Below are 26,312 nucleotides of genomic sequence, written 5' to 3'. Positions count from 1 at the left end.
AAACAATCATCCCTGAGCATTTTAAGTGAAGAAACAAGCCATGCGGAATTTGATGACTTCAGGGAAGTGGCTTGTTATGTATTACGCCTTCTTATAGTGTCATTATTTCACACTATTTGCAATTGTACTTGCGATGTTTTGTAAATTTTCCATAGTGTATTCATTTTGGTGTGATTTCCAAACAGCACCGAAACCATCTTTTTCACCGTAGCGTGGAATTAAATGAAGGTGGAAGTGGAACACAGTTTGTCCAGCTTTTTCACCGTTATTGTTAAGTAGGTTAAAGCCAACTGGATTAAACTCTGCTTTAATCGCATTTGTGATTTTTGGAACGACAGAAAAAATGTGTGATGCGATTTCTGGCGTTAACGCAAAAATGTCTTGTTTGTGAACTTTCGGAATAACAAGAGTATGTCCTTTTGTTACTTGACTAATATCTAAAAATGCAAGCACATGTTCATCTTCGTATACTTTTGAGCAAGGGATTTGCCCGTCAATGATTTTACAAAAAATACAATTGTCTGCTGTATGATTCATTGATCTCATCCTTTCAAATATCCTTAGCCGTATTTTACCATAATTACATAAGAGAACAAACACGAAAAACAGGAAGCTGACTCAGCTTCCTGTTTTCTGAAGAGGGATTGAAAAAGCATTATCGTAATTTACGTTTCGCAGACACCTCATTTATTTAAGAAATGCACGGTAAATCGGCTAAAGTTTCTGCCGTAGACACCCCATTTTCAAGTGAAATGAATTGCAATCTTTCATAAAAGGAAATTGTTTATTTTTTAAAACAGTATATGCTCTTTCGGAGACACCCCGTTTCGAAAATGAAACAAATGATCTGGTTATGTGTAAATTTCTTTGTCCAACATGGACACCCCATTTCATGATGACTTAACTATGTTGTTGTACTCATCAATTGGTGGTCGCTTTTTCAATGTGTTCCTTCTTCACTAATTATGATGTCCGCTTTCGGGAAAATATATGCTAATAAATTTAAATTTATTTTTGAGTACATGGATACTATGTAGTACACCATAATTTTTGGTAAGATGAATATAGAATGAATACTAATGAAGAAAGTGGTGTCGTATGAGTGAGTTATTGCGTGTAGAAAATGTTACAGGAGGATATACGAAACGACCTGTATTAAAAGACGTTTCGTTCTCTGTTAATAAAGGCGAACTTGTCGGCTTAATCGGATTAAATGGAGCTGGTAAAAGTACGACGATTAAACATATTATCGGTTTAATGAAACCGAAAAAAGGAACTGTCACAATTAATGGGAAAACAATTCGTGATGATATGACAGCGTACCGTTCTAGCTTTTCATTCATTCCAGAAACGCCGGTATTATATGATGAATTAACGTTAGAAGAGCATTTGAAATTAACAGCGATGGCGTACGGAGTTGATGAAAAACAATATGAAGAACGTGTAGGACAACTATTACATGAATTTCGCATGAAAAATCGTTTAAAATGGTTTCCATCTCATTTCTCAAAAGGGATGAAACAAAAAGTAATGATTATGAGCGCATTTTTAGTTGAGCCATCTCTTTACATAGTAGACGAACCTTTCGTTGGATTGGATCCGTTAGCAATTCAATCCCTTCTTCAAATGATGGATCAAATGAAAAAGAGTGGTGCCGGTATTTTAATGAGCACACATATTTTAGCGACGGCAGAGCGTTACTGTGATTCGTTCATTATTTTGCATCAAGGTGAAGTAAGAGCGAAGGGAACGTTATCTGAACTGCAATCACAGTTTAATATGCCAGGTGCAACGTTAGATGATATTTACATCGCGCTAACAAAGGAAGAAGATTATGAATAGCACAGCGTTATGGAAAGAACGATTTCGTTACTTTCTAAAAGAAGTTCGTACATATAGTAAATACGTATTTAATGATCATTTGAAATTTATTTTCGTGTTCATCATCGGTGCGGGAGCGTATTATTACCAGCAATGGTTACAAACGTTAACATCTTCGTTTCCAACTGCGCTCGTAATGGCAGTATTAATTGGACTCGTGTTAACGGCTGGATCCATTCAAACGTTATTAAAAGAAGCGGATCTCGTTTACTTACTGCCAGTTGAAGAAAAGTTAAAACCTTACTTCACAAAGGCATTTCTTTTTACGTTTATGATTCAGTTATACATAATCGCAATCGTAGCAGCTGCGCTTGCCCCGTTATATTTCCAGCAAATGAAACAAACAGGAGCTGCTTACATATGGATTGTACTCGCGTTTGTCATTGTAAAAGCGTGGAATTTATTTGTAGCGTGGGAAAAATCATTTTTAACAGATCAAAATATACAAAGGGCTGATTGGTTTATTCGTTTTATCTTAAACGGTTTATTTGTATATTTCCTTGTAGAACGTACTTCAGTTCTTGTTATTGGCGGAATCGTTCTGCTCATGGTGTTATATCTTGCTATCATGCATCAAATGGTAAAAGGAAAGCCGCTAAACTGGGAGTATTTAATTTCTGAAGAAGGTAAGAAAATGATGCTGCTGTACCGAATTGCGAATATGTTCGTTGATGTACCAGCATTAAAAGAAAGAGTATCTCGCCGAAAATGGCTGGATTTCATTCTGTCGATAATCGGCGAAAAGCGCACATATTTATACTTATATACGAGAACGTTTTTAAGATCAGGTAACTATTTTGGATTATATGTGCGTCTGCTCGCTCTTGGAGGAGTTATTCTTTACTTCATTCCATTTTTATACGGGCGATTTATCGTAAGTTTTATTTTCCTATACTTAATTGGCTATCAGCTATTAACTTTATGGAAACATCACCGCATGAAAATTTGGCTTGATTTGTATCCAGTAAAGGTAGATGAAAAGAAGAAAGATTTTCTTACTTTATTAAATGTGATTCTAATCATCGGGAGCGTAATCTTTACAGTTATATTTGCACTAGCAACGAAAGATTTCATGATGACAGGAATTTTACTTGTCGTAAGCATATTATTTAGTATCGGTTTCGTTTACCAATACGGTGCGAAGCGCATTGAACGTTTAAATTGAAGGGAATGAACCTATGATTACATATGAAGAAAAGGTTATAAAAGAACTGGAGCAGTGGAAAGCTACATTCATGAAAGATTCTTCTATGATGACACGGTTCTCAAAGAAAGTGCAGACGAAAGTACAACAGCTTATTCCGGCGAAAGTGCAAAAAGTCTTAACAGAAACGATTCGGATGATGGTGCAAACGATCAGCGCCGGATCAAACTTTATAAAGCCGAAGCTAAAAGAGACGACATGGTCACTGCAAAGACGTGATGACGAAGTGCATAAAAAAATGGATGAGTACAAAAAAATAGCTGCGGCAGAAGGAGCAGGGACGGGGGCTGGTGGTATTTTACTCGGTCTTGCTGACTTTCCGCTTTTACTTACGATTAAAATTAAATTTTTATTCGATGCAGCAACGTTGTATGGATTTGATACAAGTAAACAAGAAGAGCGTCTTTTTATTCTTCACGTTTTCCAACTCGCCTTTTCAAGTGACAGTCACAGAAAAGAAATATGGAAAGCAATTGAAACGTGGGATACAGAAAAAGAAAATCATATGGACTGGGAAAAGTTCCAAACAGAATACCGAGACTATATCGATTTAGCGAAAATGCTTCAGCTCGTACCAGTAATCGGTGCCCCGGTAGGCGCATATGCGAACTATCAATTGCTGCAAAGACTTGGAGAAGTGACAATGAATTGTTATCGTATGCGATTGCTAAATAGAAAGTAAAAAAAAGCATCCTAAATGTGTGATTTAGGATGCTTTTTTTAGAAGTTAATTTCGCTATAGCCAACTCCGACTACAATCAATATGATAAAGAGCACAATAATGGATGGAAATCCGCTTTTATTATCGTGACCAGCCTCATCGCCGCCTTTATCCCGCTGTTTATGGAGGCTGATTAAAGTTTCACTTTATCAAGAACTTCCTGTGTAAACTCTTATTAACTTGCCAATTATTCAGTTTCATTTTATAATTTATTTACCGACCGGTAAGTAAAAATAAGTGAGGTACAGTATGACAAAGAATTTACAAACATCGCAAAACATTGTCGAGGCATCATTTAAACTCATGGCAGAGCACGGCATTGAGAAGATGAGTCTTTCCATGATTGCGAAAGAGGTAGGTATTTCAAAACCGGCTATTTACTATCATTTTTCTTCTAAAGAAGCGTTAGTTGATTTTTTATTTGAAGAGATTTTTTCTGATTATCATTTTGCAAATTACTTCGATAAAGAGCAGTATACGAAAGAAAATTTTGCAGAAAAGCTAATCGCAGATGGTTTACATATGCTCTCTGAGTATGAAGGGCAAGAAGGAATACTACGCGTTATCAATGAATTTATCGTAACTGCATCGCGAAATGAAAAGTATCAGAAACGATTATTTGAAATACAAGAGGATTTCTTACATGGTTTCCACGATTTATTGAAGCAAGGCGCGAGACTGGGCGTTGTGTCACAACATGCAACGGAAGAAAACGCTCATACGCTAGCGCTTGTGATCGATAATATGAGCAATTATATGCTCATGGGATTTCAGTTAAAATATAAAGAAATTTGGATTCGAAATGTGAAAAGCGTCATGAAGGAGGAGTAAAAATGAAAATGCAAAAAAACTGGTGGCTCGGTTTTCTTGGATTCATTGGAGTTTATAAAATTCCAGGCATGATAGAGGCTTTTCAAGCAGATGGAAGTTGGATGAAGTTAATCGGTTTTATTTGGCTACTTTGGTTCGGATATTTTATTCCAGAGAGGAAAGAAGATTAAATTTTAATTTTCTGTAAAGTTATGTAAAATATAGATTAAGAGTATTCGTATATTAGATTACTAGATTTGGAGTGGTTACATGGATCCATTGAAAAATGAAATTAACCCTGACATGGTCAAAGTGTGGAAAATTCGTGCTGTAATTGAAGAAGGGATCGGTATACTCGTCATTTTAGCTTACCTTTTCCTCATGATAAAGTTTGATTGGTGGGCGTGGATTTTGTATGTGATGATTGGGCTAACAGTTGTGTTCGCGCCATTTTCGTACTTCTTATTCCCGAAACTACGTCAACGTTATTACAGCTACCAACTAAATGAAGAAGAACTTGAAATTCAGCATGGTCTTTTCGTCGTAAAGCGCGTATTAGTACCGATGATTCGTGTGCAGCACGTTACGATTGAACAAGGACCAATTATGAGAAAATACGGATTAGCAGAATTACACATTTCAACAGCAGCAACTTCTCACAGCATCCCAGGCTTAACGATGTATGAAGCAGAAATGTTGAAAAAGAAAATCGCAGAATTAGCGAAAGTGAGTGATGAGGATGTATAAGAGGCAGCATCCAATCACGATGTTATTAGAATTAAAAATAACAGATTTTATACCACTCATTATTTTCATGTTTAGCTTAAACGGAAAATTCCCGTTTTGGTATTTAATTCCCGCAGCATTTGGTTTACTCACTGTTTTTTCAGTATTTGAAAAATGGTATTACACAACATATTGGGTTGAAAATAACGTATTACATGTGAAAAAAGGTCTCTTCGTGAAAAAGGAGAGCTACTTAAATAAAGAACGTGTTCAAACGATTAAGACAAGTTCTAACGTACTATATCAAATGCTCGGTTTGAAAAAAATTCAGATTGAAACAGCTGGTGGGGGCGATGAAGCAGAAGTTAGCTTAGCTGGTATTACGGCAGAAGAAGCGGCGGAGCTTATTGCTTTGCTAAATGAGCCAACTCCAGAAGTGAAAGCAGAAAAAACGTTAGACGAAACAGCAGAAAATACAGTAGAAAAAGCAATCGTTACAGAGGAAAAGCAAACGACAGAGTACAAGTTAACGTGGAAAGAGATTTTAATAGCGTCTGTTACATCTGGTCAGTTTGGACTATTATTCTCATTAATCTTTTTTGTGTATCACCAAGTAGATGAGTACATTCCAAAATGGATAGAGAATGGCGTAAAGTCGTATGTAATGGAACATGATATATATGGCTGGATTTTCATGATAGCTATTTTGCTCGTCCTTTCGTGGATTATATCGACAATTGGCTACGCGTTAAAACATGGTAACTTCACAGTAAATCGAAAAAATGATGAAGTCCGTATTTCGCAAGGGTTACTGGAAAGAAAAGAACTCGTACTAAAATTGCACCGTATTCAAGGGATTACGATAAAAGAAGGCATTTTACGCCAACCGTTCGGTTATTGTGCTGTGCAAGTAGAAGTCATTCAAAGTGAGGGAAAAGAAGAAAAAGTTACACTGCATCCTATCATTCGAAAAAATCGAGTGCAACAGTTACTCGCGCATTTACAATTACCATACGAACTGAATACAAATATTACTTCGTTACCAAAAGCAGCATTGCGCCGCTATCTCATTGATAGTTTCATTTTCTTCGCTATGCTAGCAATCCCGCTTACTGGAATAAGCGTATACTTTGAAAAGTATTACATCATGTGGGCATTACTACCGCTCGCAATCCTTATCTTTACACTTGGCTACGCAACATTTAAAACAAATGGTTACTGTGTTAACGGAGAACAAATTACACTTGTCTATCGTAGCGTCGGAAAATACACAGGACTTATTAGAAGAAGACACGTCCAATCAATGGAGAAGACACAATCATATTTCCAGCGCCGCGCGGATTTATGTACGTATAAGTTTTCTAGTGCATCATCTAGTTATAAAATAGAGCATACGAGAGTAGAAGACGCGGAGAGAATGCAGGATTGGTATAAGAAGAGAATGAGTGAGGAATAATTTGAGAAAGCTTGCCTATTATGAAGGGCAGGCTTTTTTTGTTATAAGGAAATGAGTGGTTTAAGTGATAGAGCAGTACAACTACAGCACACATGTATTAATATGTATGAAAAAAGGTAATATTCTTCTATTTTAGAGGAATCTGTGGAATTTTTGATATAAATGGTATACTAAAATATAAATAGTATTAGGAGGTTATATATGATAAGTCAGTTGAAAAGAGAAGCACTTGATGCATTAAAAGGAAGATGGGGATTAGCGGTAGGGGCAACTTTATTAATTGGAATCCTTATTGGAGCTGTTGAAATGCTAACAACAGGTATTTTTTCGATATTTTGGGGTTGGGAAGAAGCAAGTGATTCACTCACAGTAAGTATTATTGTAATGCTTGTTATTGGTCCATTAACAATAGGTGCCTATTATCTTGTTTTAAATGCAATTCGTAGGACTGATGCTCGCATTGGTCATATATTTAGATGGTTTAGCGATGGAAGTAAGTTGATGAAGTCGTTTTTAACATATTTACTAATGTATGTATACTTGACTCTATGGACATTACTTCTTATTATTCCAGGTATTATTAAATCATTTTCTTATTCTATGACATATTTTATTTTGAATGATCATCCAGAATATACAGCGAATCAAGCGATTACTGAGAGTCGTCATATGATGAATGGACATAAAATGGATTACTTTTTACTATGCTTAAGTTTCTTAGGCTGGTTCATATTAAGTATTCTTACTATAGGAATCGGTTTCTTATGGTTAGTACCTTATTTCTACTCGACATCGGCAGCATTTTATGAAGAGATTTCAAAAGAATATTATAAAAAAGAGAGCACTACTTTCTAATAAAACATATAAACTATCTACCCTAAAGAATGTAGGGAGCAGATAGCAGATGGTTTAGGTGTTTTGATATTTGTCCTATTTTCGGGATTCACTTCAGGATAAGGTATAGATTTTTATATAGAAATGCTTCCCTCTATGTTTTATCATAGAGGGTTATTTTTTTATGTAAAAATGATAGGAAATAATGAATAATATATGTAAAGAAAAAAGCGAGGTGAATGAGAGTGAGCAAATTTTTAATACCGTATTCATTTTCTATATTAAGTTTCTTTATTTCAGCAACAGCACTTGATTTATATGATAGGATGGGAAACGATAGTGAGCTGGTTTCGCCGAACATAATTGGAAAGATAATTCAATCTACTGCGCAAATGGGAGTCCTTACATTGTATTTCGGAGTACCTATTATTTTAGGTGGCTGTCTACTTGGTGAGCTATTGTTTAGAGGTATCATTTTACGATTTAAACTAAGCTATATTATATCTTTATTATTATATCTATTTTTAGCTTTTAGTATTGTTTTCGTAACGGTAGGCATTCCAACTACATATGAAGATTCTAATACATTTTTCATAGGGATAACTATGATTTGTGCTGTTACATTCTTTGTGAGTCGGAATATATGGGAAAACAAGTTAATAATGGAGTGACAAAATGAAATACACCTGTCCATGTTGCGGATATAAAGTTTCACTTTATTGGATCAGTTAGAAAACCGACTAGTGAAGATGTGAAGGATGCTAGTTGGCCGCGAATTTGTTAAGTAAAATGTTATTACTCGATTCGATGGGAGTAATAACATTTTTTATTTAATGCTGAAAGAATTACTGCCGTCTTATAAAGTAATAAGGAGGACTACATCGGTAAATTTTATTGATGGATATATTAGGAATGAATACAAAAGTATAGATGTATAGTCGACTTTGTGTATTTAATGTTATCATATTGAATGATATGGAAATTTTTAATAGAATAAGTAACTAAAAATTCAAAGGTAATGAAGCTTTTGTTGTATAAAGAAAATACTTAGTAGTAATCAACAATATTAAAAATAAGATTCGTATTTATATAAATTTAGTAGAAATGGGGTTTTAAAAAGGAATGAGTATCAGCATAACGCGGCAAAAGATTTTGGCGGCCGCTTCTCAAATTGTGCAATGTAAAGGGGTTGCTAAATTAACCTTAGAAGCAGTGGCAAAAGAGGCGGGTGTAAGTAAAGGTGGATTATTGTATCACTTTGCAAATAAAGAAGCTTTAATAGAAGGTATGATAGTCAGAGGGATAGAGGATTATGAGGGCGCTATTTACAATAAAGTAGCGGAAGACTCAGAGAGGAAAGGGAGATGGGTTCGCTCTTTTGTAGAGGAAAGATTAAGTAATGAGAGAAGAACAGAAGAGTTGTCTAGTAGTATGATGGCAGCATTCATGTTAAAACCTGAATTACTTGAGCCATTACAACAATCATTTCAGCAACTGCAAAAGAATATAGAAAACGATGAGATAGATTCAGTTTGTGCAACAATTATTAGATTAGCAGCAGATGGATTATGGTATTCGGAATATTTAGGGGTTGGCAGACTAAGCCCCGAGTTAAGAGAAAAAGTGATTCAAGCTCTTATTGATAATTCGTATAAATAGAATATACGAACTATATAATGCGAAAACAATTCACCATTACTTATTTAATGTAGTGGTGAATTGTTTTTTTTATTAGAAAAATAGAACAATTTTATAGAGTATTGAATTATAACCGTCCAGACGGTATAGTAATATTTGGTTTAAGAGGAAAATGAAACAAAAAAAGAATAAAAGATATTTTTAGCACACTATTCGAAAGGATAGGCCGCAAAGCTTAGAGTCTACGGTAATACATATTGGTTACTAAGATCGTCTGGTTGCACATTTTTGATGCAACCGGACGGTCTTTTTTTGTTATATAAATATAAAAAAATAGGAGGGAACTATGCAAATGAAAAGTACTAAAAGGCATATTTCAATGGTTTCATTAGTTTTTCTAGTATTATTTTCAGTGCTGAATGTGTGGGCTCCAGTTATTCAAGCTGCTGTGATGAAAAGTCCAGTGGACGAAATTAATATTTCCCGTACTGATGGCACGACATCTGAACCGTATCAAGCCTCAGATGGTATGAAAGTAGAAGTGAAGTGGTCAGCTAAAGAAAAAATAAAAAGTGGAGATCAATTCACAATTGATATGCCAAAAGAGTTTCGAAAAGACCTTATGAATATGAGTTTTCCTTTAAAAGATGCTGAAGGAAAAACAGTTGGTACATGTGAGATGAAAAAGGGTCTATTAACGTGTACTATGGGTGATTACGTAGAAGGAAAGAATAACATTAAAGGCTCTTTATTCGTAGAATTCTACTTTGGTCTAGAAGCATATGATGGTGTTAAAGAAATTCCATTAGAATTTAACGTTGATGGTCAAATCGTCAATAAAGAAGTAAGTGTAAATAATACGACAGAGAGACCGAAGCCACAGCCCAATACGGAAAATTTATTGAAATGGGGTTCTTATAATCAAGAAGATCCTTCAATTGCTGATTGGCTTGTATACGTAAATGCAACTGGAACAGAAATGCAAGATCTTAAATTAACAGATACATTAGGACCTGGGCATGAGTTAATTACAGACAGCGTAGTATTAGAAGAGGCTGTATTTGAAGATGGTTATGCACCAACAAATATTAAGCCAGCAGATTTATCTAACATTAAAATAAATGCAACGAAGACTGGATTTACAATTGAGTTTCCAGACAGTTCAAAAGGTTATATTTTAAGATATAAAACAAAGGTTACAAATCCTGCTGCAAAGCCTCATAAAAATACTGTGAAATTAGAAGGTAAAAATATTAAAACTGAAGAAAAAGTAGGACAAGTATTTGTAAGTGGTGGAGGAGGATCCGGTTCAGGTGACAATAATCCACCTAGCATTGAAAAAAATATAGTTGATGAGAATGGCAAGCTTGTAGAGAATGAGCAGTTAACACAAATGGATCAAGTTATTCAATACCAAGTTGGTACACATATACCGAACGATCCTCCTAAATACACATCTATGGTAATTAGTGATGATTTAGAAGATGTTTTAGAAGTATTAGAGGCAAAAGTGTATGATCAAAATGGCCAAGATATTACTTCTAAAGGAACGTTAAATATAGATAAACAAAGAAGTGAAGTAACATTTACTTTTGGTGAGAGTTTTGACTATAAGTCATATGAAGACCAGATAATCAATCTCAGTATCAAGGCGAAAATAAAAAATAATGCAGACTTATCTTCTTACGTAGATAAGAAGATTCCTAATAAAGCGGAATTGCATTTTGATGATAAAACATTAACATCAAAAGAAGTAACTATTACGCCGCCTGAAGCTCCAAAAGATGGTACAGTATTGATTCATAAAACAGATTCTGAGAATCCGAATAAAGGGTTAAAAGGTGCCGAATTTGAAGTTCGAAATAGTGCAAATGAAGTTGTTGCAAAACTAAAAACGGACGAAAAAGGTTTTTCAGTACCTCAAACTTTAGCTCCTGGGACGTATAAAATTTATGAAACAGTAGCACCAGAAGGATATCAAAAATTAACAAGCCCAGTAGAGGTTACACTTCAAGCTGGAGAAACAAAAACAATTGAAATTAAAAATACTATGCAAAAGGGTCAAATTGAAGTAAAGAAAATTGATTCGGAAAATGGTGAAAAACCATTGGAAAATGCAGAGTTTGATATAGTAAAAGACGGTGTAGTAGTCGAACATATTGTTACAGATAAAGATGGTAAGGCAATCTCTAAACCGTTAGCACCAGGAAAATATATTTTAAAAGAAACAAAAGCACCTGAAGGCTACCAATTAAAAGAAACAGAGTTCGAAGTAAATGTAACAGGGGACGGCATATTCCCAATACAAGTGGAAAATGCAATGGTAGACAAAGGGAATATAGAAATTACAAAAGTGGACAAAGAAAACGGGGCAGTATTAGCCGGTGTCGAATTTGAAGTCCAAGATGAGAAAGATGGCGTAGTAAGAAAAGTAGTAACAGATAAAGATGGAAAAGCAAACGTTTCAGATCTATCAGTAGGAAAGTACAAATTAGTAGAGACGAAAAGCTTACCAGGTTACAAAAATCTAGCAGAACCAGTACTATTTGAAATTACAAAAGGTATGACAAAAGCTTTATCAATAAAAGTAGAAAATGAGCAGTTAGACAAAGGCTCAGTAGAAATTACAAAAATAGATAAAGATAGTCAAAAAGTATTAGAAGGCGTAGTCTTCGAAGTGCAAGATGAGCAAGGAAAAGTAGTAACAGAAGTAAAAACAGATAAAGATGGTAAAGCAAAAATCTCAGATTTATCAGTAGGAAAGTACAAATTAGTAGAGACGAAAAGTTTACCTGGCTACAAAAAGCTAACAGAACCAGTATCATTCGAAATTACAAAAGGTATGACAACAGTCCTATCGTTGAAAGTAGAAAATGAACAGTTAGATAAAGGTTCAGTAGAAATTACAAAAGTAGATAAAGACAACAAAAAAGCATTAAAAGGCGTAGTCTTTGAAGTGCAAGATGAAGCTGGAACAGTAGTAAAGGAAGTAAAAACAGATAAAGATGGTAAAGCAAAAATCTCAGATCTATCAGTAGGAAAGTACAAATTAGTAGAGAAAGAAAGTTTACCAGGCTATAAGAAACTAACAGATCCAGTATTATTTGAAATCAAAAAAGGCATGACTGAAGTTCTATCATTAAAAATAGAAAATGAAATGGTAGATACGGGAAATGTAGAGATAACAAAGATAGATAAAGATAATAAAGCACCGTTAGCGGGAGTAACATTCATCGTCCAAGATGAAAAGGGTAATGAAGTTACAAAAGTAACGACAGATAAAGATGGAAAAGCAAATGTTTCAGATTTACCTGTAGGAAAGTATGAATTAGTAGAGGTAGAAAGTTTACCTGGTTATAAAAAGCTAGAAAAACCAGTATCATTTGAAATCAAAAAAGGCATGACCGAGGTTCTATCATTAAAAGTAGAAAATGAAATGGTGGATACAGGGAATGTAGAGATAACAAAAATAGATAAAGATAGTAAAGCTCCATTAGAAAATGTTGTATTTGAAGTACGTGATTCAAAAGGAAAAGTAGTTACGAAAGTAACGACGGATAAAGAAGGAAAAGCAAATGTTTCAGATTTACCTATTGGGAAGTATGAGTTGGTGGAAGTAGAAACACCGGCAGGATACAAACCACTAGAAAAGCCAATTTCATTCGACATTGAAAAGGGTAGAGTAACAGCATTAAAGCTAACAGTAGAAAATGAATTAGTAGATACAGGAAATGTAGAAATTACAAAAGTAGATAAAGAAAATAAAGATGTTTTAGCTGATGCAGTCTTTGAAATTCAAGATGAAGCAGGACAAGTAGTCGCTAAAATAACGACAGATAAAAAAGGACAAGCACAAGTTACTAATTTATCAGTCGGCACATACAAGTTAGTAGAAGTAAAAGCACCAAAAGGATATAAACAATTAGTAGATTCGATTATTTTCCAAATTGAAAAAGGCATGACAAAATCTCTTGCTTTAACAGTAGAAAACGAAATGTTAGACAAGGGAAATGTAGAAATTACAAAAGTAGATAAAGATAGTCAAAAATTATTAGAAGGCGTAGTCTTCGAAGTTCAAGACGACAAAGGCAAAGTAGTAACAGAAGTAACGACAGATAAAGAAGGAAAAGCAACAATTTCAGATTTATCAGTAGGAAAGTATAAATTAGTAGAAAAAGAAAGCTTACCAGGTTACAAAAAATTAACAGAACCAGTATTATTCGAAATCAAAAAAGGTATGACGAAAGTTTTATCATTGAAAGTAGAGAACGAACTGTTAGATAAAGGTTCAGTAGAGATTACAAAAGTAGACAAAGAAAGTGGCGCGTTATTAGAAGGCGTAACATTCGAAGTGCAAGATGAAAAAGGCAAAGTAGTAACGAAAGTAAAAACAGATAAAGATGGAAAAGCAACAATTTCAGATTTATCAGTAGGAAAATATAAGCTAGTAGAGGTAGAAAGCTTACCAGGATATAAAAAACTAGCGAAGCCAGTATCATTCGAAATCAAAAAAGGTATGATAGAAGTCTTATCATTAAAAGTAGAGAATGAACAGTTAGATAAAGGCTCAGTAGAAATTACAAAAGTGGACAAAGAAAGTGGCGCGTTATTAGAAGGCGTAACATTCGAAGTGCAAGATGAAAAAGGCAAAGTAGTAACGAAAGTAACAACAGATAAAGAAGGAAAAGCGAAAATTTCAGATCTATCTGTAGGAAATTACAAACTAGTAGAAGTAGAAAGCTTACCAGGCTACAAAAAGCTAACAGAGCCAGTATCATTCGAAATTAAAAAGGGTATGACAGAAGTCTTATCATTAAAAGTAGAGAATGAACTAGTAGATAAAGGTTCAGTAGAAATTACAAAAGTAGATAAAGATAGTAAAAAAGTATTAGAAGATGTAGTCTTCGAAGTGCAAGATGAAAAAGGCAAAGTAGTAACGGAAGTAAAAACAGATAAAAATGGTAAAGCAAAAATCTCAGACTTATCTGTAGGAAAGTACAAATTAGTAGAGAAAGAAAGCTTACCAGGTTACAAACAATTAACAGAACCAGTATCGTTTGAAATCAAAAAAGGAATGACAGAAGTTCTATCATTAAAAATAGAAAATGAAATGGTAGATACGGGAAATGTAGAAATTACAAAAATAGATAAAGATAATAAGGCACCGTTAGCAGGGGTAGTCTTTGAAGTTCAAGACGACAAAGGCAAGGTAGTAACGAAAGTAACGACAGATAAAGCTGGAAAAGCAACAGTTTCAGATTTATCAGTAGGAAAGTACAAGCTAGTAGAAGTAGATAGTTTACCAGGCTACAAAAAATTAGAAAAGCCTGTACCATTTGAAATTACAAAAGGTATGACAAAATCTTTAACGTTCACTGTAGAAAATGAAATGGTAGATACGGGGAATGTAGAAATCACAAAAATAGATAAAGACAGTAAAGCACCATTAGAAAATGTTGTATTTGAAGTACGTGACTCAAAAGGAAAAGTAGTTGCGAAAGTAACGACAGATAAAGAAGGAACAGCAACAGTTTCAGATTTATCTATTGGAAAGTATGAGTTAGTAGAAGTAGAAACACCGGTAGGATACAAACCACTAGAAAAGCCAGTTTCATTCGAAATTGAAAAAGGTAGAGTTACAGCATTACAATTGACTGTAGAAAATGAATTAGTGGATGTAGGAAATGTAGAAATTACAAAAGTAGATAAAGAAAATAAAGATGCTTTAGCTGATGCAGTCTTTGAGATTCAAGATGCAGCAGGACAAGTAGTCGCTAAAATAACGACAGATAAAAAAGGACAAGCACAAGTCACTAATTTATCAGTTGGCACATACAAGTTAGTAGAAGTAAAAGCACCAAAAGGATATAAACAATTAGTAGATCCGATTACTTTCCAAATTGAAAAAGGTATGACAAAATCTCTTGCTTTAACAGTAGAAAATGAAATGTTAGACAAGGGAAATGTAGAAGTAACAAAAGTAGATAAAGATAGCCAAAAAGCATTAGAAGGCGTAGTCTTCGAAGTACAAGATGAGCAAGGCAAAATAGTAACTGAAATAACGACAGATAAAGAAGGAAAAGCAAACGTTTCAGATCTATCAGTAGGAAAATACAAATTAGTAGAGACGAAGAGCTTACCAGGTTATAAGAAGTTAACGGAACCAGTATCATTCGAAATTAAAAAAGGTATGACGAAAGTCTTATCATTGAAAGTAGAGAATGAACAGTTAGACAAAGGTTCAGTGGAGATTACAAAAATGGCTGCTGAAAGCAAGGAAGTCTTATCAGGAGCTGTGTTTGAAGTTCATGATGAAGCGGGCAAAGTAGTAGTGAAAGTAACAACAGATAAAGATGGAAAGGCAAAAATCGCAGATCTATCTGTAGGTAACTACACACTAGTAGAAGTAGAAGCACCAAAAGGATATGAAAAATTAACTAATCCAATTCCATTTGAAATTACAAATGGAATGATAAATGCAGTTCAATTAGAAGTATTAAACAAATTGAATCATTTAGCACCACCAGTTCCAGAAACACCAGATCCAGAAAAGCCTGGAACACCAGATCCAGAGAAACCTGGAACACCAGATCCAGAGAAACCTGGAACACCAAATCCAGAAAAACCTGGAACACCAGATCCAGAGAAACCTGGAACACCGAATCCAGAAAAACCTGGAACACCGAATCCAGAGAAACCTGGAACACCGAATTCAGAAAAACCGGAAAAAGAATTACCAAAGACAGGGCAGAAAATGCCTGTGGAACCATATATGGGAGCACTTCTTGTAATGATGAGTTTTGGATTACTCGTATTAGGTAGAAAACAGCAGAGATAATAAAAGTGAAAAGGTATCCTCAAAGTATTTGAGGATACCTTTTTTAACATAAAAAAAGGCATCTAGCAAAAGAACTAGATGCAAATAAAAACACTTGGGAAGACAAAATTCTTCCCGTTTCCCGTATGTAATTATATCAAAAAAATTATAAAAAACTAGTTATATTTAAAATATAATTTTAAAAAAAGTTATATACATAAATAATTGCAATACTCGCAGTTTTCTCTTTCTGAAAAATACATTTCTTTAATTTTGAATATTAAGACTAATGTTGAAAAATCTTCAGATAATTAGAAAAAATAACCAAAAGGATATATAATATTGCTTAAGAAATAGTTTTAATGGATTACATATATTTCATTTGGTGTATTAATTGAATATCATAATTTTTAATTTTATTAAGCAAGAATCTCGGTTACTTATTGCATTTCTAACATAGGGTGAGAAAGAAAAATACAATAGTGTGGAGGTTTTTATAATGACGTTTGTTCTTAGTAAAATGAGTGGCTTTAGCATAGAAGAAAAGGTACATGAATTTGAATCTAAGGGATTCCTTGAAATCTCAAATGAAATCTTTTTACAAGAGGAAGAGAATCATCGTTTATTAACACAAGCACAGTTAGATTATTATAATTTGGAAGATGATGCGTACGGTGAATGCCGTGCTAGATCTTATTCAAGGTATATAAAGTATGTTGATTCACCAGATTATATTTTAGATAATAGTAATGATTACTTCCAATCTAAAGAATATAACTATGATGATGGCGGTAAAGTTAGACAGTTCCATAGCATAAATGATAGTTTTTTATATAATCCTTTAATTCAAAATATCGTGCGTTTCGATACTGAATTTGCATTTAAAACAAATATAATAGATACAAGTAAAGATTTAATTATAGGTTTACATCAAGTAAGATATAAAGCTACTAAAGAAAGACCATCTTTTAGTTCACCTATTTGGTTACATAAAGATGATGAACCAGTAGTGTTTTTACACCTTATGAATTTAAGTAATACAGCTATTGGCGGAGATAATTTAATAGCTAATTCTCCAAGGGAAATTAATCAGTTTATAAGTTTGAAGGAGCCTTTAGAAACTTTAGTATTTGGACAAAAGGTTTTCCATGCCGTAACGCCACTTGGAACAGAATGTAGTACTGAAGCTTTTCGTGATATTTTATTAGTAACATTTTCTTATAAGGAGACAAAATGAGAGAGAATAAAATAATTATGATTTCTGGAGCCAATAGTGGTATAGGTCATGCTTGTATAAAATACTTTTTAGAAAAATCCTTTCATGTAATAGCTCTTGATATTAATAATAATAACTTAATAGATTATATGAAAACAGATATGCCTTTGAAAGTAGTGCAAATTGATTTAAGTAATAGTGAAGCGATTCATAATCTTTTTACTCAATTAGATTTAGAAAAGCTTTCTCCTGATATATTAATAAATGCTGCTGGTATTCGAGAGATAACACCTGTTTTAAATTTATCCGATGATATGTTTAAAAAAGTAATTGATGTAAATTTAGTAGCCCCATTTATACTTTCTAGGGAAGTAGCGAAGCGATGGTGTGAATCGAAAATAAAAGGTTGTATTGTGAATATAGCATCGGTTTCTGGATTAATGGCTGAACCAGAGCGAGCTGCTTATGTGGCATCAAAGCATGCCTTAATCGGATTGACTAAACAGATGGCTATGGAATTTGGGAAGCAAAATATAAGAGTAAATAGCATTTCTCCTGGTGTTATTAGAACTGAACTTACAGAAGAATACTTTAGTAATAAAGCCTTGATGTCTATGATAAAAAGTAATCAATCTTTAGATACTTGGGGGTTGCCCCAGGATATTGTTTCATGTATTGAGTACTTGATTTCTGATCAGGCCCGCTTTATTACTGGTTCTAATTTTGTAATTGATGGTGGTTGGACTGCTGGGAAAAACTTGTAGTTGAGTGTTTTTGAGGAAAAGCACCTGTCCTTTTTTAGGCTGGTGTTTTTCTCACTATAAACAGATTTTTTTATTGGAGGGGGATTAATTTGCTTCAAAAAAGTTTTAAGCAAGAGAAAACGGTACCGGCCTTAAAGATGATAGCATCAATGGTTATCTTTGGATCAGTTGGATTTTTTTCTGTTCAAACAAACTTGCCTTCGTTTGAATTAGTGTTTGTAAGGTGTATTTTTGCGACAATATTTTTAAGTGTATGCTGGTTGCTTACAGGGCAATATAAACAAGATAAATGGGAACGAAAAGAAGTTATTCAAGTTTTAATATGTGGCTTTTTCTTAGTATTTAATTGGGTTTTCTTATTTAAAGCCTTTGAAAATATGTCAGTTACAATTGCTATCTCAGTTTATCATCTTGCACCAGTAATTGTACTGTTAATTGGAAGTATCGTCTTTAAAGAAAAATTAACATTAATATCTATCATTTCAATAATTGTGTGTTTTGTGGGAGCTTTATTAATTGCTGGTATCGATGGAAGCTTCTCTGTAGGCTCATTAATGTCTTCAGGTATGATATGGGGATTTCTTGCAGCTCTCTTTTATGCATTTACAACTTTATTTGGTAAAGGGATTAACAAAATGAGTGCGTATGCAATGACATTTTTACAAACATTCTTGGGGATATTTCTTTTAATACCATTTATAGATTTAGATGCTTTTAGTGGCCTCACTCAAAGTAATTGGACATATATTATAGCTACTGGTTTTATTCACACTGGGATAGTGTATTATCTGTTTTTTGATAGTTTACGCCATTTATCTACAAAAACAATCTCAATATTAGTTTTTTTAGATCCGGCAGTGGCAATATTATTAGATACTGTACTTACTGGATTCCGTCCAACTTTAATGCAAATAACAGGAATTCTTTTTATTTTTATTGGCATGACTTTAACATTAAAAAAATCTAAAGATAAAAAACTGAGTCAAAAAGAAAATCGAATTGAAAGCGATGCTAGTATATCTCAACAATGATGAAATATATTGTGTATAAAACGATAAACCTTGCATGAATCATGTAAGGTTTATTTTAGTTCAATATAATTCATATTTATAATATATAATTTTCAAAACTGGGTATGTTTTTCTTTAATATGCTTTTGATTCAACTATTTTATTTGACTATAAATTTACAAAAATGTATATAAAACCTTGTTTTTTGATAATATATAAGTAATAAATTCATAGAATTGGAGTGATGAGATGCAGCCGTTAGAAAGGGAGATTCATTCTAATATGCTGAAAGTGTGGAGGATGCACGCTTTAATTGGGGCGGCAGTTATACTAACAGTCGTAATTGCATATTTCTTTTTCATGATTAACTTTAACTGGTGGGGGTGGTTGTTTGGACTATTAGTAACAGGAGCCATTACATTTATTCCACTTGATTATTTTGTGTTTCCAAATTTACGTCAGCGCTATTATAGTTACAGATTAAATGAAGAAGAGATTGAGATTCAAAAGGGAATGTTTGTTGTAGAACGCGTACTTATTCCGATGATCCGTGTGCAGCACGTAACGATTGAGCAAGGGCCGATTATGAGAAAGTATAATTTAGCAGAATTACACATTTCAACAGCCGCAACTTCTCATAGTATCCCAGGTTTAACGAAAGAAGAAGCAGAACAGCTGAAAAGACAAATTGGAGAACTTGCGAAGGTGAGTGATGAGGATGTATAAGAGGCAACATCCGATCACGATATTGTTAGGTATTAGGGTTGCGAGTTTGTTGCCACTTATTATTCTTGTTTTATTTAAACCTGATGAACAAGTGGAACCTTGGTATTTATTTTATCTTTTCCTTCTGGTTGTTTTATTCATCATGGCTATTTTTTCAGCAATTAAATGGTATTTTAAAGTGTACTGGATTGAGAATAATATGTTACATGTAAAGCACGGTGTTTTTGTAAAGAAGGAAAGCTATTTAAATAAAGAGCGTGTACAAAATATTAGTACGTCTTCTAACTTCATTTATCAAATGCTCGGACTCATGAAGTTAAATATAGAAGTAGCCGGTGGTGGTAATGAACCAGAAGTGATGTTGGCTGGTATTAAAGAAGACGAGGCAAAACATTTAATCTCTGTATTACATAAGAAAGAAACTACTGTAAAAGAAGAAATAGAAGAGGAAGAAAGCAAGACGGTTTATCAGTTAACAGCGAAAGAGGTTTTAGCCGCAGCGATTACATCTGGTCGGTTCGGACTAGTGTTCTCTGGACTAGTACTTCTTTACACAAAGTTTGATTTTGTTCTTCCTGAAGGATTCACAAGTAAAGTAGAAGCGTATGTGATGGGAAACGGTGTTTATAAACTAATTGTAATTGCATTAATTTTAATGGCAATTTCATGGATTATTTCCACGGCTGGATATGTGTTGAAATATGCAAACTTTAAAATTGGGCGAAAAGGGGAAGAGATTCGTATCGTTCAAGGATTATTTGAAAAGAAAGAGTTTGTCTTAAAATTGCACCGCATTCAAGCGATTACTGTAAAAGAAGGTATGCTTCGCCAGCCGTTTGGCTATTGTGCTGTTGAAGTGGAAGCAATTCAAAGTATTGGAGCAGCAAGTAACGAAGTAATGTTGCATCCATTTATGAAGAAAAAAGATGTACAGCACCTGCTCACATATTTAGAGTTACCTTATGAAATCGAAGCGGAGATCGTTCACTTACCAAAAACAGCGTTGCGTCGTTATTTCATTATGGGCTGGTTAATAAGTATCATACTCACAGTTCTAATTGCCAGCGTGAGTATATATTTAAAACAATATATTGCGTTGTTTGTTATTTTACCGTTATTTATCGTGTTTTTGTTACTTGCGTATGCTAGATATAAAAGTGGTGGTTATGAATTAAGAGAAAATCAACTAACGGTTGTATATCGTAATTTTTCGAAATATACAGGAATAATGCGAAGAAGACATGTTCAAGCAGTAGGTTATAATCAATCGTATTTTCAAAGAAAAGATGAATTATGTACAACTCTTGTAGCGGTAGCCGGGCGCGGTTATGAAGTAAAGCATATGAGAAAAAAAGATTCGCTTCGTATATATAATTGGTACAAAGAAAAAGGAAACACCGGTGTGTAATGGTGTTTCCTTTTTGTCATTAAATCGATATCTTTAGTCGAATCGTTGATATATTTCAAGATGTGATAGATAAATTGAAAAAATCGTTGATATATTCAAAGGTATGATAGATATATTCGAAAAACCGTTAATATAATTTCACGTACTGTCAGTGTTTTATCACTTTTTAATTAAACTAACACATCAAAAGTAGTCACGAACGACGGACGAGAGAAAATACTCTTTTGCTGTTCGGCATGTGGATGCGCCTGTGCCTGTGCTTGTCCTTCTGCTTGTGCAGGACGTTTTTTATGAGCGTTTTCGAATGAACGTGATTCTGTCCAGTCTTTAAAGTTTTGCTCCGTTTCCCACATCGTTAAGATGACATATGTATCGTTACTTAATGGGCGTAGAACACGGATCGCTTGGAATCCTGGTTCGTTTTCAATAAGGCCTGCACGGTTTTTAAAACGGTTTTCAAATACTGGGCGACCTTCGTCTGTTACAGAAATATTGTTACAAACGATATAGCCAGGTTGTCCTTTAAATTCACCGACAGCATCTAGTACGTCATACTGAAGTGAGCCTTCTACAGATTCTTCTGTATTTTCTTTATAAAACATATTTTTCTCATCATTTTTTGCAGTGAAATGTGATTGTTCTAGAGGTGTTTCGTATGAAATAATAGCCTTCATTTTAATGCCCCCTTAATAGTTTGTTTCTATTATATCAACTCTCTTAAAAAACTTCGAAGATTATATACATAAAGATACTTCTTTTTCAAATAATAAATGTACCATCATTTGGAAAGAAGGCCGATGTATGAAGAAAGTAAAGTGGACTTTATTAGGTGGCGTCGCAACGTTTATAGTAGCGATTGTACTCTATAAACTTATCGTGTTAGCTGGTGGCTATATGATGGATGAAAAGCAGCTCGTTTTCCACTCTTCATCACGTATCGTTGACCAGAAAGGGAAAGAAATTACGAAATTATACGTAGAAAATAGGGAGCTCGTACCGATCGAGCAAATTCCGAAGTATGTGCAGCAGGCGTTTGTTGCGGTGGAAGATTCTCGTTTTTATGAGCATCAAGGAATTGATTATCCGTCTATATTCCGTGCTCTTTATAAAGATACGTTAGCTGGAGAAAAGCTAGAGGGCGGTAGTACCATTACGCAGCAACTCGCTAAAAATGTCTTTTTAACTCGTGAAAAAACATTTACGCGCAAATTGAAGGAAGTCGCAATTTCTCTTCAATTAGAGCAAAAATATACGAAGCAACAAATTCTTGAAATGTATATGAATCATATTTATTTTGGTCATGGGGCTTACGGTATTCAAGCAGCAGCAAAGCTGTATTTTAATAAAAATGTTGAGGATTTAACAGTAGAGGAAGGGGCAATGCTTGCAGGTCTTCCGAAGTCACCAAACGGATATTCACCGTACTACTCTGCAGAGAAGAGTAAGGAACGCCGCGATCTCGTGTTGTCACTTATGCATAAACAAGGCTATTTGACTGCAGAAGAAAGCGTTCGTTATCAAGGGAAGATAATTGCTCTATATAAAAACTTAGATGAAAATGAGCTTGCATATATGCCGTATATTGATATGGTCATAGATGAAGCCGCTCGTTTATACGGGTTGTCTCATCAAGAAGTACTTCGCGGAGGATATACGTTTGTCGTACCTATGGATGAAAAAATTCAAAAGGTAGCGTATAACCAGTTTCAAGATGCAAGGAATTTTCCTGGGAAAGAAGAGGGGGCTCAAGGTGCATTTTTATTAATGGATAATCGTACGGGAGGGATTAAAGCGGCGATTGGGGGAAGAAAGTACGTCCCGAGAGGATTTAATCGTGTTTTTGCCAAAAGGCAGCCCGGATCTGTTTTAAAACCACTTATCGTTTATGCACCAGCACTAGAAACGAAAAAGTATAATCCGTATTCTTTATTAACGAATGAAAGAAATTCTTTTGAAGGGTATGAACCTCGAAATTATAATCATGAGTATTCAAAAGAAATGACGATGTATGATGCGATTTTAGAGTCGGCAAACGTACCAGCAGTTTCTCTATTAAATGAGTTAGGGGTAGAAGAAGGAAAACAATATTTAGAAAAAGGAAATGTTCATATTGCAGATGCTGGTTTAAGTACAGCACTTGGCGGATTGAAAAATGGTGTTTCAACATTTGATCTTGTAAAAATGTATCGTTCATTTTTAGCGAATGGCAATATTATTGAGCCGCACGTTATTGATAAAGTATTAAATAGACACGGTGCAGTCATTGGGGAATCACCGAAAGTAGAGACGAAAATTTTTTCGAAACAGACGGCATGGTATATGACGAAAATGTTAGAAGGAGTTGTGAAGGAAGGGACAGCGAGAGCAGGTGTATATAACGGTGCGTTAGCTGGAAAAACGGGTACAACTTCATTGCCAAATGACGATAAGGGAGCAAGAGATATGTGGTTCGTCGGCTATACACCGAACTTAGTAGGCGCTGTTTGGATTGGTTATGACCGTACGGATAAGGAACATCAGTTGCAAGGAGAAAGTGCATCTGCGACAAAATTGTTTAAGAAAATTTTAACGAAGGCTAATGTAGAACATAAAGAGAAGTTTATGAAGCCTGAAGGTGTGGAAACAATCGGTGCTCCGATTCGACTGCGTAGAATTGAAGATGTAAAAATGAAACTATCATTTAGCCCTTTCGGTTTATTTAAAGCAAAATTAAGTTGGACGCCACTTCCAGATAACAGAATTATGTACCGAATCTATAGAGTGGAGAACGGAATTCATACGCATGTTAGCACTGTAAATGGTGCTGGAGAATATGAGGAAAAGTTCGTTAACATATTTTCAAAACCGAGCTTTTACGTTGTACCATACAATACACAAACGAATCGCGAAGGAGAAAAGTCAAAAGTAGCTAAACCATAGTTTTTCTCTGTGTTATAATAAGAATGTTGTGAAAATAGTAAGCGTTTTTACGAATGTTTGTGTCAATTTAATGAACAACGTACATAATATTATGCATTTTGTTTTTACAAGCTGTATAGTAAAAAAAGATAAATATCGAACGTATTCGAAGCATTGGTAAGGAAGGGAGCAAGGGTCTTGGTAAGAACTATAAATGAGACATTTTTAAAAGCATGTAGGGGGGAACGTACCGATTATGTACCAGCATGGTATATGCGTCAAGCAGGTCGTTCACAGCCGGAATATAGAAAGATTAAAGAAAAGTATTCTTTATTTGAAATTACACACAATCCAGAGTTATGTGCTTACGTTACAAAATTGCCGGTTGATCAATATAACGTAGACGCAGCAATTCTTTATAAAGATATTATGTCACCACTACCTGCAATTGGTGTGGATGTAGAAATTAAATCAGGTATTGGGCCAGTTATTGATAACCCAATCCGTTCTTTACAAGACGTAGAAAAACTAGGGGAAATTAATCCGGAAGATGACGTACCGTACATATTAGATACAATTCGTTTATTAACGACAGAAATGTTAGACGTACCGTTAATCGGTTTTTCAGGGGCTCCATTTACATTAGCGAGCTATATGATTGAAGGCGGTCCATCTCGTAACTACCATAATACGAAAGCGTTCATGTATGCAGAGCCGAAAGCTTGGTTCGCTTTAATGGATAAGCTAGCAGATATGGTTATTACATATTTAAAAGCGCAAATTAACGCAGGAGCAAAAGCAGTTCAAATTTTCGATTCTTGGGTTGGAACAGTAAATGTAGCAGATTACCGCGTATTTATTAAACCAGCAATGGAGCGTATTTTTGCAGAAGTTCGCCCTATGGGTGTACCGATGATTATGCACGGCGTAGGAGCTGCACACTTAGTGAATGAGTGGCACGATTTACCGCTTGATGTAGTCGGCTTAGACTGGCGTTTACCAATTGAAGAAGCACGTGCACGCGGCGTTCATAAGGCGGTACAAGGAAATATGGACCCTTCATTCTTACTTGCGCCATGGTCTGTTATTGAAGAACATGTAAAAGGTATTTTAGATCAAGGGATGAAAGAGCCTGGTTATATCTTTAACTTAGGACACGGTGTATTCCCAGAAGTAAATCCAGATACATTAAAACGTTTAACTACATTTATTCATGAATACTCTAAAGGGCAGTTAGCGAAGTAAAGGAGAATTGCTGTATGAAAAAGAAAATTGGTTTGCTTGTAATGGCATATGGAACGCCATATAAAGAAGAAGATATTGAACGTTACTATACACATATTCGCAGAGGAAGAAAGCCAAGTCCTGAAATGCTGGAAGATTTAACAGAGCGTTACCGTGCAATTGGTGGTATTTCTCCTTTAGCTACTATTACATTAGAGCAAGCTAAGAAGTTAGAGAAGCGTTTAAATGAAGTGCAAGATGAAGTAGAGTACCATATGTATCTTGGTTTAAAACATATTGAACCGTTTATTGAAGATGCGGTGAAAGATATGCATAACGACGGAATACAAGATGCAATCGCACTTGTTCTTGCACCTCACTATTCTACGTTTAGCGTGAAATCATACGTTGGACGAGCACAAGAAGAAGCTGAGAAACTTGGGAACTTAACAATTCACGGCATCGATAGCTGGTATAAAGAGCCGAAATTCATCCAGTACTGGGTTGATGCAGTGAAAGGTATATATAACGGTATGTCAGATGCAGAGCGTGAAAAAGCAGTATTAATCGTATCTGCACATAGCTTACCAGAGAAAATTATTGCAATGGGCGATCCATATCCAGATCAATTAAATGAAACAGCTGATTATATCGCGCGCGGAGCTGAAGTAGCAAACTATGCGGTAGGCTGGCAAAGTGCAGGAAACACACCAGATCCTTGGATTGGTCCAGATGTACAAGATTTAACGAGAGAACTAAATGAAAGGCACGGTTATACTTCATTCGTATATGCACCAGTTGGATTTGTTGCTGAACATTTAGAAGTTTTATATGACAACGACTTTGAGTGTAAAGTTGTAACGGATGAAATTGGCGCGAAATATTATCGTCCAGAAATGCCAAATGCATCGGACGCATTTATTGATTGTTTAACAGATGTTGTATTAAAGAAAAAAGAATCTGTACTGTAAGAAGAAAG

General features: G+C 34.7%; 22 protein-coding genes and 1 riboswitch. Of the genes, 19 read left to right on the top strand and 3 right to left on the bottom strand.

Going from position 1 to position 26,312, the window contains the following annotated elements:
- Window positions 1–102: 102 nt before the first annotated feature.
- A complete protein-coding gene (locus ACYFX0_RS08800; protein ID WP_460270275.1) occupies window positions 103–537 on the bottom strand; it encodes an HIT family protein in 435 nt (144 codons plus the stop codon).
- A gap of 561 nt (window positions 538–1,098) precedes the next feature.
- On the opposite strand from ACYFX0_RS08800, the gene ecsA reads away from it, so the two are divergent.
- From ecsA to ecsC, 3 genes are read left to right on the top strand one after another with little or no spacing between them, the layout of a single operon-like run.
- Window positions 1,099–1,842 (top strand): ABC transporter ATP-binding protein EcsA, encoded by a 744-nt coding sequence (gene ecsA / locus ACYFX0_RS08795; protein WP_460270273.1) that lies wholly within the window; start codon window positions 1,099–1,101, stop codon window positions 1,840–1,842.
- Window positions 1,835–3,046, top strand: coding sequence for an ABC transporter permease EcsB (gene ecsB, locus ACYFX0_RS08790; protein WP_199669532.1), 1,212 nt, complete (start codon window positions 1,835–1,837; stop codon window positions 3,044–3,046). The genes ecsA and ecsB overlap by 8 nt, the downstream gene beginning before the upstream one ends.
- Window positions 3,047–3,059: 13 nt before the next feature.
- Window positions 3,060–3,767 carry an ecs operon protein EcsC gene (gene ecsC, locus ACYFX0_RS08785; protein ID WP_460270271.1) on the top strand — a complete coding sequence of 236 codons (708 nt, stop codon included), beginning with the start codon at window positions 3,060–3,062 and terminating at the stop codon, window positions 3,765–3,767.
- Between the two features lie 38 nt (window positions 3,768–3,805).
- On the opposite strand, the gene ACYFX0_RS08780 is transcribed toward ecsC, so the two are convergent.
- The gene (locus tag ACYFX0_RS08780; RefSeq protein ID WP_102981857.1) at window positions 3,806–3,940 is read right to left on the bottom strand and encodes a YjcZ family sporulation protein; all 135 of its coding nucleotides are present in this window, start codon (window positions 3,938–3,940) and stop codon (window positions 3,806–3,808) included.
- Between the two features lie 115 nt (window positions 3,941–4,055).
- Here ACYFX0_RS08780 and ACYFX0_RS08775 point away from each other — a divergent pair, with 115 nt between their 5' ends.
- From ACYFX0_RS08775 to ACYFX0_RS08715, 13 genes are all read left to right on the top strand, one after another.
- Entirely contained in the window at window positions 4,056–4,637 is a 582-nt protein-coding gene (locus tag ACYFX0_RS08775; protein WP_000164836.1) for a TetR/AcrR family transcriptional regulator, read from the top strand.
- A 2-nt stretch (window positions 4,638–4,639) separates the two neighbouring features.
- The gene (locus ACYFX0_RS08770; RefSeq protein WP_000783816.1) at window positions 4,640–4,807 is read left to right on the top strand and encodes a hypothetical protein; all 168 of its coding nucleotides are present in this window, start codon (window positions 4,640–4,642) and stop codon (window positions 4,805–4,807) included.
- A 79-nt stretch (window positions 4,808–4,886) separates the two neighbouring features.
- Window positions 4,887–5,363, top strand: coding sequence for a PH domain-containing protein (locus ACYFX0_RS08765; protein WP_199669533.1), 477 nt, complete (start codon window positions 4,887–4,889; stop codon window positions 5,361–5,363).
- The gene (locus ACYFX0_RS08760; RefSeq protein ID WP_460270268.1) at window positions 5,356–6,798 is read left to right on the top strand and encodes a PH domain-containing protein; all 1,443 of its coding nucleotides are present in this window, start codon (window positions 5,356–5,358) and stop codon (window positions 6,796–6,798) included. The genes ACYFX0_RS08765 and ACYFX0_RS08760 overlap by 8 nt, the downstream gene beginning before the upstream one ends.
- A 201-nt stretch (window positions 6,799–6,999) precedes the next feature.
- Window positions 7,000–7,653, top strand: a complete 654-nt coding sequence (locus ACYFX0_RS08755) for a DUF975 family protein (protein WP_000625404.1) — start codon at window positions 7,000–7,002, stop codon at window positions 7,651–7,653.
- 224 nt (window positions 7,654–7,877) lie between these two features.
- Window positions 7,878–8,303 carry a hypothetical protein gene (locus ACYFX0_RS08750; RefSeq protein WP_002083032.1) on the top strand — a complete coding sequence of 142 codons (426 nt, stop codon included), beginning with the start codon at window positions 7,878–7,880 and terminating at the stop codon, window positions 8,301–8,303.
- A 451-nt stretch (window positions 8,304–8,754) separates the two neighbouring features.
- Complete coding sequence (locus tag ACYFX0_RS08745) at window positions 8,755–9,291, top strand: TetR/AcrR family transcriptional regulator (protein ID WP_000028014.1); 537 nt, start codon at window positions 8,755–8,757, stop codon at window positions 9,289–9,291.
- A 172-nt stretch (window positions 9,292–9,463) separates the two neighbouring features.
- Window positions 9,464–9,556, top strand: a riboswitch (cyclic di-GMP riboswitch).
- A 60-nt stretch (window positions 9,557–9,616) separates the two neighbouring features.
- On the top strand, window positions 9,617–16,108 hold the full coding sequence (locus ACYFX0_RS08740; protein WP_460270266.1) for a SpaA isopeptide-forming pilin-related protein: 6,492 nt from the start codon (window positions 9,617–9,619) through the stop codon (window positions 16,106–16,108).
- 478 nt (window positions 16,109–16,586) lie between these two features.
- Window positions 16,587–17,324, top strand: a complete 738-nt coding sequence (locus ACYFX0_RS08735; protein ID WP_000144818.1) for a 2OG-Fe dioxygenase family protein — start codon at window positions 16,587–16,589, stop codon at window positions 17,322–17,324.
- On the top strand, window positions 17,321–18,067 hold the full coding sequence (locus tag ACYFX0_RS08730) for an SDR family NAD(P)-dependent oxidoreductase (RefSeq protein ID WP_001208943.1): 747 nt from the start codon (window positions 17,321–17,323) through the stop codon (window positions 18,065–18,067). The genes ACYFX0_RS08735 and ACYFX0_RS08730 overlap by 4 nt, the downstream gene beginning before the upstream one ends.
- 89 nt (window positions 18,068–18,156) lie before the next feature.
- On the top strand, window positions 18,157–19,098 hold the full coding sequence (locus tag ACYFX0_RS08725; protein ID WP_000939629.1) for a DMT family transporter: 942 nt from the start codon (window positions 18,157–18,159) through the stop codon (window positions 19,096–19,098).
- 228 nt (window positions 19,099–19,326) lie between these two features.
- Entirely contained in the window at window positions 19,327–19,803 is a 477-nt protein-coding gene (locus tag ACYFX0_RS08720; protein WP_001182726.1) for a PH domain-containing protein, read from the top strand.
- Window positions 19,796–21,211, top strand: a complete 1,416-nt coding sequence (locus ACYFX0_RS08715) for a PH domain-containing protein (protein ID WP_106081492.1) — start codon at window positions 19,796–19,798, stop codon at window positions 21,209–21,211. Before ACYFX0_RS08720 ends, ACYFX0_RS08715 begins: the two co-directional genes overlap by 8 nt.
- 170 nt (window positions 21,212–21,381) lie before the next feature.
- Here ACYFX0_RS08715 and hmoB read toward each other — a convergent pair whose 3' ends face one another.
- A complete protein-coding gene (gene hmoB / locus ACYFX0_RS08710; RefSeq protein ID WP_000644095.1) occupies window positions 21,382–21,885 on the bottom strand; it encodes a heme-degrading monooxygenase HmoB in 504 nt (167 codons plus the stop codon).
- Between the two features lie 127 nt (window positions 21,886–22,012).
- Here hmoB and ACYFX0_RS08705 point away from each other — a divergent pair, with 127 nt between their 5' ends.
- The 3 genes from ACYFX0_RS08705 (at window position 22,013) to hemH (ending at window position 26,304) form a co-directional block, all read left to right on the top strand.
- On the top strand, window positions 22,013–24,130 hold the full coding sequence (locus tag ACYFX0_RS08705; protein WP_000756277.1) for a transglycosylase domain-containing protein: 2,118 nt from the start codon (window positions 22,013–22,015) through the stop codon (window positions 24,128–24,130).
- A 177-nt stretch (window positions 24,131–24,307) separates the two neighbouring features.
- The gene (gene hemE / locus ACYFX0_RS08700) at window positions 24,308–25,354 is read left to right on the top strand and encodes a uroporphyrinogen decarboxylase (protein ID WP_000252608.1); all 1,047 of its coding nucleotides are present in this window, start codon (window positions 24,308–24,310) and stop codon (window positions 25,352–25,354) included.
- A 14-nt stretch (window positions 25,355–25,368) separates the two neighbouring features.
- The gene (gene hemH / locus ACYFX0_RS08695) at window positions 25,369–26,304 is read left to right on the top strand and encodes a ferrochelatase (protein ID WP_000726782.1); all 936 of its coding nucleotides are present in this window, start codon (window positions 25,369–25,371) and stop codon (window positions 26,302–26,304) included.
- Window positions 26,305–26,312 lie beyond the last annotated feature (8 nt).

This window comes from Bacillus sp. NEAU-Y102 (genome assembly GCF_054788175.1).
The sequence above is the reverse complement of the archived record's forward strand: the minus strand, read 5'-3'. Positions and strand labels throughout refer to the sequence as shown.

What these genes read in the sequence shown, in the direction of transcription:
- ACYFX0_RS08800 (WP_460270275.1), bottom strand. Translation starts at nt 537, where the DNA reads ATGAATCATACAGCAGACAATTGTATTTTTTGTAAAATCATTGACGGG.
- ecsA (WP_460270273.1), top strand. Translation starts at nt 1,099, where the DNA reads ATGAGTGAGTTATTGCGTGTAGAAAATGTTACAGGAGGATATACGAAA.
- ecsB (WP_199669532.1), top strand. Translation starts at nt 1,835, where the DNA reads ATGAATAGCACAGCGTTATGGAAAGAACGATTTCGTTACTTTCTAAAA.
- ecsC (WP_460270271.1), top strand. Translation starts at nt 3,060, where the DNA reads ATGATTACATATGAAGAAAAGGTTATAAAAGAACTGGAGCAGTGGAAA.
- ACYFX0_RS08775 (WP_000164836.1), top strand. Translation starts at nt 4,056, where the DNA reads ATGACAAAGAATTTACAAACATCGCAAAACATTGTCGAGGCATCATTT.
- ACYFX0_RS08770 (WP_000783816.1), top strand. Translation starts at nt 4,640, where the DNA reads ATGAAAATGCAAAAAAACTGGTGGCTCGGTTTTCTTGGATTCATTGGA.
- ACYFX0_RS08765 (WP_199669533.1), top strand. Translation starts at nt 4,887, where the DNA reads ATGGATCCATTGAAAAATGAAATTAACCCTGACATGGTCAAAGTGTGG.
- ACYFX0_RS08760 (WP_460270268.1), top strand. Translation starts at nt 5,356, where the DNA reads ATGTATAAGAGGCAGCATCCAATCACGATGTTATTAGAATTAAAAATA.
- ACYFX0_RS08755 (WP_000625404.1), top strand. Translation starts at nt 7,000, where the DNA reads ATGATAAGTCAGTTGAAAAGAGAAGCACTTGATGCATTAAAAGGAAGA.
- ACYFX0_RS08745 (WP_000028014.1), top strand. Translation starts at nt 8,755, where the DNA reads ATGAGTATCAGCATAACGCGGCAAAAGATTTTGGCGGCCGCTTCTCAA.
- ACYFX0_RS08740 (WP_460270266.1), top strand. Translation starts at nt 9,617, where the DNA reads ATGCAAATGAAAAGTACTAAAAGGCATATTTCAATGGTTTCATTAGTT.
- ACYFX0_RS08735 (WP_000144818.1), top strand. Translation starts at nt 16,587, where the DNA reads ATGACGTTTGTTCTTAGTAAAATGAGTGGCTTTAGCATAGAAGAAAAG.
- ACYFX0_RS08730 (WP_001208943.1), top strand. Translation starts at nt 17,321, where the DNA reads ATGAGAGAGAATAAAATAATTATGATTTCTGGAGCCAATAGTGGTATA.
- ACYFX0_RS08720 (WP_001182726.1), top strand. Translation starts at nt 19,327, where the DNA reads ATGCAGCCGTTAGAAAGGGAGATTCATTCTAATATGCTGAAAGTGTGG.
- ACYFX0_RS08715 (WP_106081492.1), top strand. Translation starts at nt 19,796, where the DNA reads ATGTATAAGAGGCAACATCCGATCACGATATTGTTAGGTATTAGGGTT.
- hmoB (WP_000644095.1), bottom strand. Translation starts at nt 21,885, where the DNA reads ATGAAGGCTATTATTTCATACGAAACACCTCTAGAACAATCACATTTC.
- ACYFX0_RS08705 (WP_000756277.1), top strand. Translation starts at nt 22,013, where the DNA reads ATGAAGAAAGTAAAGTGGACTTTATTAGGTGGCGTCGCAACGTTTATA.
- hemH (WP_000726782.1), top strand. Translation starts at nt 25,369, where the DNA reads ATGAAAAAGAAAATTGGTTTGCTTGTAATGGCATATGGAACGCCATAT.